Origin of the sequence: Cyanobium sp. NIES-981 (assembly GCF_900088535.1) — a bacterium.
GTDB lineage: Bacteria > Cyanobacteriota > Cyanobacteriia > PCC-6307 > Cyanobiaceae > NIES-981.
Window position 1 is genome coordinate 2,802,361 of record NZ_LT578417.1, and the last position, 15,764, is coordinate 2,818,124.

General features: G+C 70.2%; 16 protein-coding genes, 1 rRNA gene and 1 pseudogene. 13 read left to right on the forward strand and 5 right to left on the reverse strand.

Features of this window, described 5'->3' with window-relative positions; genetic code table 11:
- Window positions 1–389 precede the first annotated feature (389 nt).
- From hflX to CBM981_RS14025, 3 genes and pseudogenes are all read left to right on the forward strand, one after another.
- Window positions 390–1,436 (forward strand): annotated as a pseudogene (gene hflX / locus CBM981_RS16275) (GTPase HflX); the annotation flags it as partial.
- A 105-nt stretch (window positions 1,437–1,541) separates the two neighbouring features.
- Window positions 1,542–2,177: a peroxiredoxin gene (locus CBM981_RS15985; protein WP_225867670.1), complete on the forward strand. Its 636-nt coding sequence runs from the start codon at window positions 1,542–1,544 to the stop codon at window positions 2,175–2,177.
- Between the two features lie 58 nt (window positions 2,178–2,235).
- Complete coding sequence (locus CBM981_RS14025) at window positions 2,236–3,420, forward strand: anhydro-N-acetylmuramic acid kinase (RefSeq protein WP_087068900.1); 1,185 nt, start codon at window positions 2,236–2,238, stop codon at window positions 3,418–3,420.
- Between the two features lie 36 nt (window positions 3,421–3,456).
- Here the strand turns inward: CBM981_RS14025 and CBM981_RS14030 are convergent, their stop codons facing one another.
- Window positions 3,457–3,816 carry a hypothetical protein gene (locus CBM981_RS14030; RefSeq protein ID WP_087068901.1) on the reverse strand — a complete coding sequence of 120 codons (360 nt, stop codon included), beginning with the start codon at window positions 3,814–3,816 and terminating at the stop codon, window positions 3,457–3,459.
- Window positions 3,817–3,946: 130 nt separating this feature from the next.
- Here CBM981_RS14030 and CBM981_RS14035 point away from each other — a divergent pair, with 130 nt between their 5' ends.
- From CBM981_RS14035 to CBM981_RS14050, 4 genes are all read left to right on the forward strand, one after another.
- Window positions 3,947–4,198, forward strand: a complete 252-nt coding sequence (locus CBM981_RS14035) for a hypothetical protein (protein ID WP_087068902.1) — start codon at window positions 3,947–3,949, stop codon at window positions 4,196–4,198.
- 181 nt (window positions 4,199–4,379) lie between these two features.
- Complete coding sequence (locus CBM981_RS14040; protein WP_087069460.1) at window positions 4,380–4,577, forward strand: hypothetical protein; 198 nt, start codon at window positions 4,380–4,382, stop codon at window positions 4,575–4,577.
- A 383-nt stretch (window positions 4,578–4,960) separates the two neighbouring features.
- The gene (locus tag CBM981_RS14045) at window positions 4,961–6,688 is read left to right on the forward strand and encodes an ABC-F family ATP-binding cassette domain-containing protein (RefSeq protein WP_087068903.1); all 1,728 of its coding nucleotides are present in this window, start codon (window positions 4,961–4,963) and stop codon (window positions 6,686–6,688) included.
- Window positions 6,689–6,809: 121 nt separating this feature from the next.
- On the forward strand, window positions 6,810–7,037 hold the full coding sequence (locus CBM981_RS14050) for a hypothetical protein (protein WP_087068904.1): 228 nt from the start codon (window positions 6,810–6,812) through the stop codon (window positions 7,035–7,037).
- Between the two features lie 25 nt (window positions 7,038–7,062).
- Here CBM981_RS14050 and CBM981_RS14055 read toward each other — a convergent pair whose 3' ends face one another.
- The gene (locus tag CBM981_RS14055) at window positions 7,063–8,202 is read right to left on the reverse strand and encodes a trypsin-like peptidase domain-containing protein (RefSeq protein WP_225867416.1); all 1,140 of its coding nucleotides are present in this window, start codon (window positions 8,200–8,202) and stop codon (window positions 7,063–7,065) included.
- 282 nt (window positions 8,203–8,484) lie between these two features.
- Between CBM981_RS14055 and CBM981_RS14060 the strand changes: the two genes are divergently transcribed.
- The 6 genes from CBM981_RS14060 (at window position 8,485) to CBM981_RS14085 (ending at window position 13,865) form a co-directional block, all read left to right on the forward strand.
- A complete protein-coding gene (locus CBM981_RS14060) occupies window positions 8,485–8,793 on the forward strand; it encodes a DUF2973 domain-containing protein (protein ID WP_087068906.1) in 309 nt (102 codons plus the stop codon).
- Window positions 8,794–8,852: 59 nt separating this feature from the next.
- A complete protein-coding gene (locus CBM981_RS14065) occupies window positions 8,853–9,236 on the forward strand; it encodes a hypothetical protein (protein ID WP_087068907.1) in 384 nt (127 codons plus the stop codon).
- A 59-nt stretch (window positions 9,237–9,295) separates the two neighbouring features.
- Entirely contained in the window at window positions 9,296–11,842 is a 2,547-nt protein-coding gene (hrpB, locus tag CBM981_RS14070; protein WP_087068908.1) for an ATP-dependent helicase HrpB, read from the forward strand.
- Window positions 11,843–11,911: 69 nt separating this feature from the next.
- Window positions 11,912–13,126, forward strand: coding sequence for an exodeoxyribonuclease VII large subunit (gene xseA / locus CBM981_RS14075; RefSeq protein ID WP_087068909.1), 1,215 nt, complete (start codon window positions 11,912–11,914; stop codon window positions 13,124–13,126).
- 2 nt (window positions 13,127–13,128) lie between these two features.
- Window positions 13,129–13,488 (forward strand): exodeoxyribonuclease VII small subunit, encoded by a 360-nt coding sequence (xseB, locus tag CBM981_RS14080; protein WP_087068910.1) that lies wholly within the window; start codon window positions 13,129–13,131, stop codon window positions 13,486–13,488.
- A complete protein-coding gene (locus tag CBM981_RS14085) occupies window positions 13,485–13,865 on the forward strand; it encodes a DUF2834 domain-containing protein (protein ID WP_087068911.1) in 381 nt (126 codons plus the stop codon). Before xseB ends, CBM981_RS14085 begins: the two co-directional genes overlap by 4 nt.
- 59 nt (window positions 13,866–13,924) lie before the next feature.
- On the opposite strand, the gene CBM981_RS14090 is transcribed toward CBM981_RS14085, so the two are convergent.
- From CBM981_RS14090 to rrf, 3 genes are all read right to left on the reverse strand, one after another.
- Window positions 13,925–14,296 carry a hypothetical protein gene (locus tag CBM981_RS14090; RefSeq protein WP_087069461.1) on the reverse strand — a complete coding sequence of 124 codons (372 nt, stop codon included), beginning with the start codon at window positions 14,294–14,296 and terminating at the stop codon, window positions 13,925–13,927.
- Between the two features lie 146 nt (window positions 14,297–14,442).
- Complete coding sequence (locus CBM981_RS14095) at window positions 14,443–15,375, reverse strand: YihY/virulence factor BrkB family protein (RefSeq protein ID WP_225867417.1); 933 nt, start codon at window positions 15,373–15,375, stop codon at window positions 14,443–14,445.
- 143 nt (window positions 15,376–15,518) lie between these two features.
- Window positions 15,519–15,635 (reverse strand): 5S ribosomal RNA (rrf, locus tag CBM981_RS14100).
- Window positions 15,636–15,764: the final 129 nt, after the last annotated feature.

Here is a 15,764-nt window from a genome sequence, read left to right on the forward strand (position 1 = left end):
GCCGTCTGCTCTGGGTCGGCCCCCTCGAACAGTCGGGGCGCCTGCTGGAGAAGCTGCCCGGCTCCCCGCGCCGCCAGGGCCGCGGCCTGCGCCTGCTCACCTGCTGCGGCCGCACCAGGCAGCTGGCCCCCTCCTCCCAGGAAGGCGTGGTGGGACTCGACCTGCAACCGACCCTCTGGCTGCGGTATGGCGCCCAACCGGAACCGGGAGGGCACTGGGCCGCCTCCGTGTACACGCCGGGGGCCACCGCCGCCACGCCCTGGGTCAGCGCTCTGGAGGGCGATCTGGCCAGCCTCTGTGCCGTGGATCCCGCCCAGGGCGGCGGCACCGGAGCCGCGCCGGGGGCGGAGACGAGCCTGGGCCAGGCGAACCGGCGCCAGGGGGAACGGGTGCTGCTGCTGGCGCTCACCCCTGGGGATCGGTCGGCCGCCCAACGGCTGATCGCCGAACTGGAGGGCCTGGTGCGCAGCGCCGGCGGCGTGCCCGTGGGGGTGGTGGAACAGCGGCGCAGCCAGCTCGCCCCTCAGACGGTGTGGGGGGAGGGCAAGCTGGCCGAAGCAGCCCTGGAGGCGCGGCGGCTGGACGCCAGCCTGGTGGTGACCGACCGGGAACTGACGCCGGTGCAGGCCCGCAACCTGGAACGGCTGCTGGATCTGCCGATCAGCGACCGCAGCGAGCTGATCCTCGACATCTTCGCCCAACGGGCTTCCAGCGCCGCCGGGCGGCTGCAGGTGGAGCTGGCCCAGCTGCGCTACCGCCTGCCGCGCCTGAGCGGGCGCGGACGGAGCCTCTCCCGCCAGGGCGGCGGCATCGGCACGCGTGGCCCCGGGGAAACCCAGCTGGAGAAGGACCGCCGCGCCATCGCCCGCCGGATCGAACGCCTGCAACGGGACGTGCGCCAGCTGGAAGCCCACCGGGCGCGGCTGCGCCAGGGCCGCCAGGGGCAGCGCCGGCTGGCCCTGGTGGGCTACACCAATGCGGGCAAGAGTTCCCTGCTCAACGCCCTCACCGGCGCCCAGGGCCCGGCGGCAGCCCTGGCCGAGAACAAGCTCTTCGCCACCCTGGATCCCACCACCCGCCGCCTGCAGCTGCGCTCCCCGGACGGCGGCGGCAGGCCCGTGCCGCTGCTCCTCACCGACACGGTGGGCTTCATCCGCGACCTGCCGCCACCCCTGGTGGAGGCGTTCCGCTCCACCCTGGAGGAAACCCTGGACGCCGATGGGCTGCTGCTCGTGGTGGACCTCAGCGACCCGGCCTGGCCAGAACAACGGCAGACCGTGCACACCATCCTCGATGCCCTGGGGGCCACCATGCCCCGGCGGCTGGTGGCCAACCAGATCGACCGCTGCCCGGCAGGGGAAATCGCCAGGGCCCGGGCCCTCGATCCCGACGCCCTGTTCGTCTCCGCCACCAGCGCCCTGGGGCTGCAACACCTGCGGGAGGCCCTGCTGGACTGGCCGCCGCCGATCGACGAGCCTGTTGTGGCAGCATCGGCGGTCACGGGCCCTGGCGCCCCTTCGATCCCTGCCACCCCCACACCCATGGCTCTTCAACTCGGCGACACCGTCCCCGACTTCACCCAGGACTCCCAGCTGGGTCCGATTCACTTCTACGACTACGCCGGCGACAGCTGGGTGGTGCTGTTCTCCCATCCCGCCGACTACACGCCGGTGTGCACCACCGAGCTGGGCGAGGTGTCCCGGCTGCGCCCCGAATGGGAGAAGCGCAACGTCAAGACCATCGCCCTGAGCGTGGACTCCGCCGAGAGCCACAAGGGCTGGATCTGCGACATCAACGAGACCCAGAACACCGCTGTTGATTACCCGATCCTCGCCGATGAGGACAAGAAGGTGAGCGACCTCTACGGGATGATCCACCCCAACGCGCTCAACAACCTCACGGTGCGCTCGGTGTTCATCATCGACCCGAACAAAAAGCTGCGCCTGCAGATCACCTATCCCGCCAGCACGGGCCGCAACTTCGATGAGATCCTGCGGGTGATCGACTCCCTGCAGCTCACCGACTACCACCAGGTGGCCACCCCGGTGAACTGGAAGGATGGCGACGACTGTGTCGTGGTGCCCTCCATCCCCACCGAGGAAGCCCGCACCAAATTCCCCAAGGGCGTGACCGAAGTGAAGCCCTACCTGCGCATGACGCCCCAGCCCAACAAGTGAGCGTCCGGGCCGGGGGCACCGCCCCCGGCCTATAACCCTGGAGAACCTGGCCGGCGGCATGCGCGTTCTGGGGCTGATGAGCGGCACCAGCGCCGATGGCGTGGATGCCGTTCTCGTGGATTTCCGGGCCCCGGTCCATCGGCCACGGTGGCGGTTGCTGAGCCGGGCGACCCTGGCCTACCCCCCGGAGCTCCGCCACAGCCTGATCGCCTTCGGCCAGGGAGCCACCTGCTGCGCTGCGGACATCCTGGAGCTGGCGGAGGCCGTCACCGAGGTGCAGGCGGCGGCGGCGCGGGCCTGTGACCCCGGGGGCCAGGCGGAACTGGTCGGTTGCCACGGGCAGACGGTGTGGCACCGCCCCCCAGGCCCCGAGCGCCGGGGCAGCAGCTGGCAGCTGCTGCAGGCCCCCTTGCTGGCGGGGCTTCTGGGGCGGCCGGTGGTGCACGATTTCCGCGCGGCCGATCTGGTGCTCGGAGGCCAGGGGGCACCCCTGGTGTGCCCCGCGGATGAGGCCCTGGTGGGGCGCATCGCCGGTTGGCGCGCCGTGCTCAACCTGGGTGGCATCGCCAACCTCACCCTGATTCCCCCCGGTTGCGGTCCGGAGCGCCACCAGCTGCTGCAGGGCTGGGACTGCGGCCCCGCCAACACCCTGGTGGATCTGGCGGTCGAGCGCTTCAGCGGCGGCGAGCTGACCTATGACGCCGATGGGGCCTGGGCCCGCCAGGGGCAGGTGAACGACGCCGCCATCCAGGGCTGGCTGCAGGAGCCCTACTTTCAGCAGGTTCCGCCGAAATCCACCGGTCGGGAGCTGTTCGGCCGGGCCGACCTGGACCGCCGGCTCCAGGATCTCGCTGCAGCCGAGGTCGCAGCGGGCCGGGCCGGCGAGGTGGCCCCGGCCACGGCCCTGGCCACCCTCACGGCCTTCACGGCGGCCGTGGTGGCCCACGATCTCCAGAGGTGCCCAAGACCTGTGGAGCTGCTTGTGGCGGGGGGCGGCGCCCGCAACCGGTTCCTGCTCGATCAGCTGCGTCACCGCTGCCGGGGCATGGTGGTGCGCCCCCTCGCCGATCTCGGCATCGCCGACAGTGACCGTGAGGCGCTGGGCTTCGCCCTGCTGGCCTGGTGGCATCACTGCGGGCAGCCAGGCAACGCAGCCTCGGTGACCGGGGCCAGGGCCGCCACGGTGCTCGGCATGCGCGCCGACCCTCCCGGACGGGCGGAGCCCCGCGCACGCCGCACCTGAACCGCCGCACCTCAAACGCGGCGCGCGGGGCTCCTGTTAGCGGGGCCTCAGCAGCCGCAGGCGCCTCGGCGCCCCCCGCAATCGTCTGGGGCGTTGCCCTTGCTGCTGCTCGAGCTGCTGGCGCAGCTCTTCGGAGGAGCGCGCGGGAAGCGTGGCGGACCCGGCCGGCCGCGGTGGGGCACTGGACAGCGCGGGAGGCTGGGCCGCCGCACCGGACTGCCGGAGCTGCTCCAGGCGCTCGATCCCCTGCTGGATCAGCACCCGGGCCATGTTGCTCACGGTTCGGGAATCGGCGGCGGCCAGCTCTGCCAGGCGCGCACAGAGCTCCTCAGGCAGAACCACCTGGATCCTGGGCGATTTCGGACGCCCGCTGGAAGAGGTTTGCCGGGTCGCCACGCCAGAAGAAGAGGAACCGGTGCGCACGGTTCAGCCGTGTTACCCAGGAGTGTACTCAGATGCGCATGGATAGTATCCATGCCTATGCTGGACGCAGCCCATCCGCACCCGATCCCCCGGAGGTGGCCCCATGCCCCAGAGCCGTAAGCGCCGCACCGCCGAACGCAGCGACGTGCTGGTGTCGGCGGTGATCAGCACCTACCTGCTGACCCACCTGCATCACGTGCTGCAACGCGCCGAATTCGGCGCCCAGAAGGAGGGCCACACAGCCCTGGCCGCCAACTACGCGGAACTGCGCAAGGTGCTCTGTCTCGATGCCCGCAGCATGGAGGACGCATCCGCCAGCGGCACCCCCGTGAGCGACAACCCCAAGGCGGCCTGAGTTCCGCAGCCGGCGCTCCAGCAACAGACAGCTACGGGTGGATGCCAGCGGGCGCCGGCCTCCATAGGGTTTGAGCAATCAGGCCAGCGCCATGGTCAGCAGCACCCCCTCTCCCACGCCCACTCCGGACGGTGCCCTTCCTGACACGGAAGAGGCCCGCGCCGAAGCTCTCTACGCGCGCATCAGCGCCGACAGCGCCCTCACCCAGGACCTGTTCCGCCAGGCCCTACAGGACCCCCATGGCGCCCTCGACCGCATCGTGGGTCTGGGTGATGAGTTCGGCCTGCCGGTGAGCCGGCAGGCCGTGAAGACCCACATTGCCTCGCTCGATGACGGCGCCAGCAAGCAATGGCTGCTCAAGGCCCGGGGTGGACTCTGAGCCAGGGCCGGCCGGCCGGCCGGCCGACGCCCACTCCGGCATGGGTCGGGCGGACCGCGGCGTGCCGGCAGGCTTGCGGATGCCGCCTCCCTGGGCCCAGCTGAAGAAGAGCCAGTAGCTCACGATGGCCAGGCCCGCTGCCACGATCAGTGCGGCGACCTGTTCCAGACGCTTGATCATCCCGGCCCCGTGCGGCTCCCCGAAGTCTGCCCGGGACGCTGTCCTGCAGGGGTGGCAGGCAGCGGCGGGGCAATCCCTGCCTGCCTGCCGGCACAGTCCCCTGGCGGCACCCCTGGCAAGGATGCGAAATGATGAGGATGGAACTGCCTCTTGCGGAACTGCCGCCTGAGCCAGCTCCACCGCCCCTCATCCCGCTCCCCCCTGTGCTCCGCCTCGAACGCATCGGCAAGATCTATCCCACCGGGGAGGTGCTGCGCGATGTCACCTGGGAGGTGAAGCCGGGCGACCGCATCGGCCTGGTGGGGGTGAACGGGGCCGGCAAGTCGACCCAGCTGAAGATCATCGCCGGCCTGGAGGAGCCCAGCAGCGGCCAGGTGGTGAGGCAGGGCGAGCCGCGCATCGCCTACCTCCAGCAGGAATTCGATGTGGACCCGCGCCGCACGGTGCGCGAGGAGCTGTTCCAGGCCTTCGGAGAGGCGGCCGAGGTGCTGGAGCGCCAGCACCAGGTGGAGCAGGCCATGGCCGGCGAGCGGGCCGCCACCGACCCCGACCACCTCGACGAGCTGATCCACGAACTGGGCCGCCTGCACAGCCGCTTCGAGGCCCTGCACGGCTACGAGCTCGATGCCCGCATCGACAAGCTGCTGCCCACGATCGGCTTCTCGCCGGAGGGCGCCGAGCAGCCGGTGGGCGACTACTCCGGTGGCTGGCAGATGCGCATCGCCCTGGGCAAGATCCTGCTGCAGCAACCCGATCTGCTGCTGCTGGACGAACCCACCAACCACCTGGATGTGGAGACGATCCAGTGGCTCGAGGGCTACCTGATCGAGCAGAGCGCCGCCCAGGTGGTGATCAGCCACGACCGCACCTTCCTGGACCGGGTCTGCACCCAGATCGTGGAAACCGAACGGGGAGTGTCGCGCACCTACCTGGGTAACTACAGCCAGCACCTGGAGCAGAAGGCGCTGGAGCGGGAGGCCACCCAGGCCGCCTTCGAGCGCCAGCAGAAGGAGCTCTCCGCCCAGCAGGCCTACATCGACCGCTTCCGGGCCAGCGCCACCCGCTCGACCCAGGCCAAGAGCCGCGAGAAGCTGCTGGAGAAGGTGGAGCGGGTGGAGGCGCCGATCGAGGGCGTCGGCGGCCCCCGGTTCCACTTCCCCGCGGCGCCGCGCTCGGGCCGGCTGGTGGCCGAGATCGCCGACCTCAGCCACAGCTACGGCGAGCAGATCCTGTTCCTGGGGGCCCACCTGGAGGTGGAGCGGGGCGACCGCATCGCCTTCGTGGGCCCCAACGGCGCCGGCAAATCCACTCTGCTGCGCCTGGTGATGGGCATGGAGCAGCCCCTGGAGGGCCGGGCCGGCCTGGGGGAGCACAACGTGATCGCCGGCTACTTCGAGCAGAACCAGGCCGAGGCCCTCGACCTCTCCAAGACAGTGATCGACACGATCTTCGAGGTGGTGCCGGACTGGACCCAGACCCAGGTGCGCTCGCTGCTGGGCAGCTTCTGCTTCTCCAACGAGAGCGTGTTCAAGGAGGCCGGCAAGCTCTCGGGCGGGGAGAAGGCCCGGCTGGCCCTGGCCCTGATGCTGCTGAAGCCCTGCAACCTGCTGGTGCTGGATGAGCCCACCAACCACCTCGACATCCCGGCCAAGCAGATGCTCGAAGACGCCCTGATCGCCTACGAAGGGGCCGCGCTGCTGGTGAGCCACGACCGCTACTTCATCTCCCGGGTGGCGAACCGCATCGTGGAGCTGCGGGACGGCGAACTGGTGCTCTACCGCGGTGACTACGCCTACTACCTCGAGAAGAAGGAGGAGGAGGCCGAGCTGGCCAGGCAGGAGGCGGAGGCGGAGGCCCGGGCCGCGAAGACCGCCGCCAACCGCGAGAAACAGCGTGCCCGCGACGCGGCCCGCAAGGCGAAGGCGGCCTGAGGGCTGTGTCCCGCGGAACAGCAAATCCGCACAACAAGGCGCCCCTGTCGCAACGGCTACGAGCGGAACTGAAACAGTTTGTAGCTTTGCGGTGGTCCATCGCCCCATTGCGACGCCCGCCATGTCTGAACCACTCGCCCTCTCCCTCGGTCAGCAATTCGAGATCGAGCGGATGAGCCGTGCCATCGACGACACGGCAGATCTTCAGGCCCTGCAGGGGATCGCCAAGCAACTGCTGCAGGCCTGGCACAGCCAGAAAGCCGCCACCCAGTGGGTGATGCGGCAGCAGCTCGGTGCTCCCTCCCAGTTCGCCGCAGGCCTGCCGCAGCCCTGGGGTCAGGACGCATGAGCGGCCCTGGGCAAGGGCGGTTGCGTCAGGCTCCGCCCATCTGCACAGGCACCAGGGTCACCTTCAGCAGCTGACCCTGGCGGTTGATGCTGAGGGTGAGGTTGCCCCCCACCCCCGCCCGCTCCACCGCGGCCACCACCTCGGAGGGCTGGGAGATGTCCCTCCCCTGTGCGGCGATCACCACATCCCCCTGACGCAGGCCAGCACGTTCCGCGGGTCCATTGGCCATCACGGAAGCCACCCGCACCCCCCGGCTCAAGCCGGAACCGTCGCCAGGCCGCACCAGATCCAGCCCGATTCCGATCATCGGATGGCTCACCTTGCCCGTGATCAGCAGCTGACGGGCGATCTCCCGGGCCCGGTTGATCGGGATCGCAAAGCCCAGTCCCGCGCCGGGACCCTGACGAACGAGGGTGTTGATGCCGATCACCTCGCCGTCGGCATTGAGCAGGGGCCCTCCGGAATTGCCCGGATTGATGGCCGCATCGGTCTGGATGAGATCCAACCGCTTGTCGGTGATGCCCAGCTTGGCGGCGTTCCGGTTGAGGTTGCTGATGATCCCCATGGTCACGGTGTTGTCGAGTCCATAGGGATTGCCGACGGCGATGGCCCATTCCCCCACCTCCAGGGAGTCCGAGTCTCCGAGGGGGGCCACCGGCCAGGGGCCAGCTCCGGCCAGCCGCACCACCGCCATGTCGGTGAGCCGGTCCAGCCCCACCACGGTGCCCTCGAGCCGGCGGCCGTCCTGCAGTCCCACGGTCACTTTGTCGGTCTTCTCCACCACGTGGGCATTGGTGAGAATCAGCCCATCGGGATGGAAGATCACGCCACTGCCCTGGCCCCGTTCGGTGCGCTGGGAGGGAGGCACGGCGCGCTGCTGGGGCAGGCCGAAGAACTGCCGGAAGATCGGATCGTTGAGCAGGGGACTGGCGGAGGACCGGCCCCGGGATCCCGGCACCAGCACGGTGCGCTCCGTGTCGATGGTGACGACCGCGGGGCCGGCCCGGCGCACCGCCGCGGCCACGAACGACTCCCGGCTGAGGGCCCCTGTCAGCGCGCCTCTGGGCTGGGCCGCGGCCGGGAGCGGCAGCCAGGCGGCGGGGGCCAGCTGGGCCGGAGCCAGCAGGGAGACAACCGTCAGGGACAGGGCACGTACGGACCTCATGCGCTGGACAGCCATGACATCGGTTCACCGTAGGCAGAACGCTTCGGAGGGAGCCGGGCAGGCGCACCAGCCTGCACAGCGCCACATTCGTCCCTAGGGTAGGCAAAGAATTGTATCGAGTCATGGACACAAGCCGCCTACTTCTGGCCTTCCTGGCCTTTGGTGCCGCCTGCACCACCCTGTGGGCCTGGATGCTGGCCAACGCCGGCGGCAGTTCGAGCCGGTCCGGGCGATGATGGGCGTTGTGGTACGGCCCAGTCCTTCTGCGGCAGGAGCCCAGGCATGAACGCCCTTCTTTCCCAGCTTTTCCCGATCCTTTACGGCGCCTGCTTCCTGGTGCTGCTCTGGCAGGCCTTCCGGGTGATGGGGCAGGGTTTCAAGGCCGTGCCCCGGCCCGGTGACGGCGTTGCACCCGGCAGCTCCAGCCGTCCGAGCGGGCCGGCCCAGGCCGAAGCCCAGGACCGCACCGGCCGCCTCACCATCCACCCCGAGCTGCTCGACGCGGAAGGCCAGCTCACCCGGGAAGATCTGCTCACGGTGCGCTTCAGCGGCGACAACGAGCGACCCAGCTTCCCCGGGGAGGCCGGCTGAGGGGTCCCCCCTGCTGAATAGGCTCACCGTTGAGCACGTGACTTCAGGGAGGGCGAGCATTGGATCAACGCACGCGCATCGTGGCCGCATTACTGCGCAACCTCAAGCTGCCGCCCCGCTTCCGTCTCAAGCTGGTGAAGGAGGACCCGATCCGGCTGGAGCTCAGTCTGACCCCGGCCTACGGCAAGGATCCGGTGCTCGTGGGACTGGTGGAGTCGCAGGATCTGGTGGCACGCCGGGATCGCGAGGGGCGCATCCCGCGCGACCTGCAGGGCACGTGGGACTGGACCGTGCGCCACGGCAAGGTGAGCACCGGCGGCTGGAACCCCTACCTGAAGGAGGCCCTGCAGACGATGTTCGAAACCGGCCTGCCGGCCATCGTCTACGAGGAACTCACGGGTGAGGCCTACCACCCCGTGGACGGCGCCCGGCATGTGCGCTGAACACCGGACCATCCCCCTCACCCTCCTCGCCATGGCGCCCAGCAGCCGGTTGCACTGAGATGCAGCGGCTGCCGATCGACAGCCTGCTGGAGCGGATCCAAAGGGTGCTGCAGGTCCCCGGCGCCACGCTGCTCCTGCAGGCTCCGCCCGGGGCAGGCAAGACCACGCGGGTGCCGGGCGCAGCCCTGGCCGCCCTCCAGAGGGCGCAGGACACTGCCGGCGGCGTCTGGATGGTCGAACCGAGGCGTCTGGCGGCACGCGCCGCCGCGGAGCGGCTGGCCCAGGAACGCGGGGAGGCGGTGGGGCAGCAGGTGGGCTACAGCGTTCGCCTGGAGCGGCGCGTCAGCGCCGCCACCCGGATCGAGGTGCTCACGGGCGGGCTGTTCCTGCGGCGGCTCCAGGCCGATCCTGGCCTGAGCGGGGTGGGCTGCCTGATTCTGGATGAATTCCACGAGCGGCACGCCGACACCGACCTGGCCCTTGCCCTGGTGCGCCAGGCCCGCGACCTGCTGACGCCGGAGCTGCGGCTGGTGGTGATGTCGGCCACGCTGGAGCTGGAGGCCCTGGCCGCCCAGCTCCCCGAGGCCACCGTGCTGCGCAGCGAGGGGCGCAGCCATCCGGTGGCCGTGGAGCACCAGCCGCCCCGGCCCGCCGAACGCCTGGAGCAGCAGGTGGTGCGGGCCCTGGAGACCCACTGGCTCGGGGACGGTGAGCCGCAGGACACCACCCTGGTGTTTCTGCCGGGCCAGCGGGAGATCCAGGGCTGCGCGCGGGCGATCGGCGCCACGTCCTGGGCCGGCTCGGTCGACTGGGTGGGGCTGCATGGCAACCTGCCGCTGGCCCAGCAGAGCCAGGCGATCGCCCCCGCCCGCCCTGGCCGGGGCAAGGTGGTGCTGGCCACCTCCATCGCCGAAAGCTCCCTCACGATCGCAGGCGTGCGCCTGGTGATTGATGCGGGGCTCAGCCGGCGCAACCGCTTTGACCCCGCCAGCGGCATGGACGGCCTGGTGACCGTGCCGGCGAGCCTGGCCAGCGCCGACCAACGGGCCGGTCGCGCAGGCCGGCTGGGACCGGGCACCTGCGTGCGGCTCTGGTCACCGGCGGACCAGCGGCGACGCCCTGCCCACGACACCCCGGCCCTGCAGGAAGCCGATCCGCTGCCGCTGGCCCTCCAGCTGGCCTGGTGGGGCGATCCCCTCGGTGAGCAGCTCGCCTGGCTGGACCCCCCACGCCCTGCGGCCCTGGCCGAGGCACGGCAGCTGCTGGCGCAACTGGAAGCCCTCGATGCCACGGGGACGCTGACCGCCCACGGCCGCCGTCTGGCGGAGCTGGGCCTGCCGCCAAGGCTGGGCCACATGCTGCTGGTGGCGAAACGCTGGGGTGCGGAGGACCTGGCCAGTGAACTCGCTGTGCTGCTGAGTGAGCGGGACCCGCTGGAGCGCAGCGAAGCCGGCGGCGATCTTCTGGCCCGGCTCGACTGGCTGCGGCGGCAGCCCGCGGGACACCCCCTGCGCCGGCTGCAGGCCCAGTGGCTGCAGCGCAGCGGAGAGCGGGAGCGGGGCCCGGCCCGTGCGGTGACAGGACCTGGCTCCGACAGCGACTGGGCCGCCCGACTGGTGGCTTCTGCCTACCCGGAGCGGGTGGCGCTGGCCCGCCGGGAGGGGCGGGGGCGGTATCTGATGCGCAATGGTCGTGGCGCTGTGCTGCATCCGGATGACCCGTTGCTGGGGGCCGAAGCCCTGGCCATCGCCAGCGCCGACGGGGGCGATCAGAACGCCCGCATCCAGCTGGCGGTGGCCATGGAGCGGGAACAGCTGCGCCGCCTGGCCGAGGAGCATGGATGCCGCCGTGCCGAGGCCCGCTGGGATGCCGATGCCGCTCGGGTGCGCTGCGAACAGCGTCTCCAGCTCGATGCCCTGGTGCTGGAGACGCGCCCCTGGCCCGATGCCGGAGGCGCTGCTGTGATCGCGGCGCTGCTGGAGGGCCTGCGGCAGAAGGGGATCGGGGCCCTGCCGTGGACGCCGCCGGTCCGCCAGCTGCAGCACCGTCTCCAGCTCGCCCATCGTCATCTCGGACCTCCCTGGCCCGACCGCAGCGACAGCCACCTCGCCTCGGAGCTGGACGCTTGGCTGGGTCCGCACCTGGAGGGATGCCGCAGCCTGGAGGACGTGGGCAAGCTCAACCTGAGCGAAGCCCTGTGGCAGGGCCTCGACTGGACGCTGCGCCTGGAGCTGGAGCGGCTGCTGCCCGAACGGCTGCCCGTGCCCACCGGCCGCCTGGTGCGGATCGACTACAGCACGGGCGAGCCGGTGCTGGCCGTGAAGCTGCAGGAGCTGTTCGGCGCGGCACAGGGGCCGGCGGTGCTGAACGGGCGCCTGCCGGTGACGCTGCATCTGCTGACGCCGGCCGGGCGCCCGGCGGCGATCACCCAGGACCTGGCGGGCTTCTGGGCGGGCAGCTACCGGGAGGTGCGCCGGGAACTGCGGGGCCGCTACCCCAAGCATCCCTGGCCGGAAGACGCCGCCAACGCCAGCCCCACCGCCCTGACCCACGCCCGGCAGGGCCAACGGTCCGCCAGACTGCGGTCCGTTCGGATGCAGGGATGAACGCCATGGCCTGCGACCCGGCGCGGCAGAGCCGGGGGCATCTCCACCGGCGGCTGCAGGCCTGAGCCGATGCCTGCACTCCGAGCCACCGGTGATCGAACCCTCACTGCCCCACCCGGCACCAATGGCCTGCCCCGCTACAGCGTCAGCGACCTGAATGCGGCGCTGGGCGGACTGATCGAACGGGGCTTCGCGCCGCGCTTTCTCCTGGAAGCCACCGTGAGCCGTCCCCAGCTCAAGAAAGGCCACCTCTGGATGACGCTGGTGGATGAGCAGGCCTCCATCTCAGCCGTGGTCTGGGCCTCCCAGCGCCAGAAACTCACCGTCGAACCCGCCGAAGGCGATGGCGTGGTGGTGGTGGGCAAGCTGAATTTCTGGGCCGCCAGGGCCTCGCTGTGCGTGCAGGTGCTCGATCTGAGGCCCAGCCTCAGCAGCGTGATGCGCCGATTCGAGCGGGTGTATGGCGAGCTGGTGGCGGAGGGGCTGTTCGAGGCAAGCCGCAAGCGGGCCCTGCCACAGGCGCCAGGCCGGATCGCCCTGCTCACCAGCGCACCGAGTTCGGCCCTGGCGGACATGCTGCGCACCGCGGCAGAGCGCTGGCCCGCCACCCGCGTGCTGGTGGTGCCCATCCCCGTGCAGGGTGCCGTGGAGGCCCAGATCTGTGGGGCCCTGCAAGGGCTGTTCAGCCGCTGCCGCAGCGAGGGCATCGAGGCTGTGGTGCTCGCCCGGGGCGGTGGCAGCCGGGAAGACCTCGCCGTGTTCGACGGCGCCGAGCTGGCACGCGTTCTGGCCCAGGCTCCGGTGCCTGTGGTGAGCGGCATCGGCCACGAAGACGACACCACCATCGCCGACCTGGTGGCGGACTACCGGGCCGCGACCCCCACCGCTGCCCTGGTGGCCCTCCTGCCCGAGCGTGAGGCCGTGCGCCACGGTCTGCAGCAGACCCGGCGCCACCTCATGCAGCTGGTGGCCCTGCGCCTGCAGTCCGAACGGCAGCAGCTCGGCCGGTTTCAGGAGCGGCTGCGTCAACTGCAGCCTCACGATCTGCTGCTGCAGCGGCGCCAGAGCCTGGAGCAGGCCCGAGCCCTGCTGCGTGCGCTCTCCCCGGAGCAGGTGCTGCAGCGCGGCTTCGCCCTGATCCGCTCCCCCGATGGCCAGGTGGTGCGCTCCGTCGCCGCCCTGCAGCCGGAGGGGTTGGTGAGCCTCGTGCTGGCCGACGGCCAGGCCGAAGCCCGGGTGCGCGAGATTCAGCCGGGACCAACCCGACCCTCGGCAGAGAGCTGACCATGCCCGGCAGTAGCAGCGGCGACGGTGATCGCGCACGGTCCAAGGCACGCAGGACCTCCGGCAGGGCGGCAGGTGAGCCCGGCGCCGCGGCGGAGCCCAGCACTCCGGCGGTGCACAAGGACAGTGCCCAGGCCAGGCGCACGGCGGCAGGGCTGAGCTACAACGAAGCACGCAGCGCGCTGGATCTGATCCTTGCCGAACTCCAGAGCAGCACGCTGCAGGTGGAGGAGATGGCTGCCCTGCACCGCCGAGCCCAGGCCTATGCCGAACGCTGCGAGCAGATCCTGGGGGAGGTGGAGCAGGAGATTCTGATCTGGGACCCCAGCACCGAAACCGATCCCGTTCCGTACACCCCATGACCCCCCCCGAGCCCCCCGCCGCCAGCGTTCCGCCTCCCACGCCCTGGCTGCGCTGGGTCTACCTGGTGCTGGCCATCGCCGGAGCCGTGCTGCCCTGGCTTGCCAACCTGGCCTACATCAAGGAGTACGGCGGCAGTTTCGATCTCGTCCAGTTCATCCAGCTGGCCAACGTCAATCCGGCGGCGGCATCCCTGTCCCGCGATCTGGCCATTGGATCCACAGCAGTGGTGATCTGGATGGTGCACGAGGCCCGCCGGCTGCAGGTTCGCGGGCTTGCCATCGTGTTGCTCACCTGTGTCACGGTGGCGTTCGCCTGTGGCGCGCCGCTGTTCCTGTATCTGCGCGAGCGGCGGCTCGCTGAGCTGGCGCGCTCGTGAGCCACTCCCGATCCGATGCTGCCGTCGTCAGTTCCCTGGGTCGCCAGTTCTCGGTGTCGTCAGTTCTCGTCGTCGATGGCCTGGGACGACACCACTTCCACGTCAATGGTGGCTGACGACGCCTTGACGTTGCGGGCTTCCTGATCCACCTCACGACCACCGAAGACCTGGGTTTCGTCTCCCGGCGAGGCAGAGTCCTGGCCGAGGGCAGTGCCACAGGCCGGACACACCTCGGCGCCCACGCTCATGAAACCGCAAGCCGGGCAGACGGTGAGCCGACGCCGCAGAACCTGCCAGGCGATCAGGCCGAGGCCCCCCAGCAGCAGCGGCAGAAGCAACAGGGTGAGGGTGATGCCGCCCACCACATCCAGCAACACCCGTCCGGCGGGAGAGGGGGCCAGCAGCAGCAACCCCAGCAGTGCAAGCCACACCCATGGGATCTGCCTCTGCATAACGATGCGGGTACGTCGGTGAGGTGGTTGGAGGGGGGGGGGGAGCGGACGTCCCACCGCCTCCATCCTGGCCCGCCGCTGCCTCTCCCGGGCCAGTCCGCTGGCGTCCCCTCCGGGTGGCCCGCTCAGGATCGAGGATCCACCGGCGCCCTGCCGGGTCGGCTCAACACCACGCTGAGGCACTGGGAGTAGTAGATCAGCACGCCGATCATCCAGACCCACAGGCCGAAGACCAACACCCCCCCCACCAGCCCGTAGGCCTGGAAACGCACCCCCAGCACCACCAGCACACGGCCCAGCAGCAGGTTCAGGAGGGTGAAAGCCGAAGCGAGGAAGGCCGCTCCAGGAAGCAGATTGCGCCAGGAGACCCGCCGCGAGGGCAGCATCCAGAGCAGCAACAGGGCAGCCAGCAGGCTGAACCCCAGGGTGGAGAGCAGGTCCAAACCCGAACTGAAAGGACGCTGGAGGTCGAGGACCCGCGGGAAAATCCTGGGGAACAGCTCCACCAGCGCCGGAGAGCCCGGCAACCGCCAGCTGGTGGCCACACGGTCCAGCACAATCACGAGGGCCATCAGAGCCATCAGGCCCAGGGCTTTGAGCCGCAAGCGGCAGTAGCGCAGCACCAGCTGCAGCCAGGGAAGCCCTTCAAGTCCGAACGGCCTGTCCCACCACAGGCGATCCGCCCCGCGTTGCAGCGTCAGGTAGGCATTGCTGGCGGTGAGCACCAGCACGAGCACGCCGAGCAGCCCAGCGCCCACACCCTGGCGCAGGAAAGCATTCAGACCGGCTGTGACCGCAGGCATGGCGGAACCGGGCAGCACCTGCCGAGCTCCGCTCAGCACCCGCTCCACCAATCCTTCATCCTGGCCCAGGACCCTGGCGGCCAGGGAGAGGGCGATCAGCACAATCGGGAACAGCGACTGCATCGCGTGGTAAGCGAAAGCGGCGCTGAGATCCACACAGTCATGCCGAAACCAGAGTTTCGAGGCCTGGAGGAACACCTGCCACGGGCGCAGCAGCCGGTGCGATCGGTTCTGCCGCAGATCAGCTTCGCCCACTCCACCACTCCAGCAGTTCAGTACTCCAGACCCGCCCCGCCTCCGGGGTCCGGGCCACAAACCAAGCCACAAAAAAAGCCACCCGCAGGTGGCTTCCGGCCTGCCTCACGCAGGACCTTCTTCTTTGGAGCAGCAATAGTTTTACCTGGCATCGACCTATTTTCTCAGGGGGCTACCCCCCAAATATCGTCGGCGCTGCAGCGTTTCACAACCGAGTTCGAGATGGATCGGTGTGGTTCCACTGCGCCATGGACACCAGGATAGTCGTCGCGCTCCCAGGTGAACCCTGAGAACTGCATAGGTTAGATCCTGATCACCTGCCCCACCTGACTCCCCTCTGCAGGGGCACCAGGCCTGGCTGTGATCAACATCCTCTGGAATCAAGCACA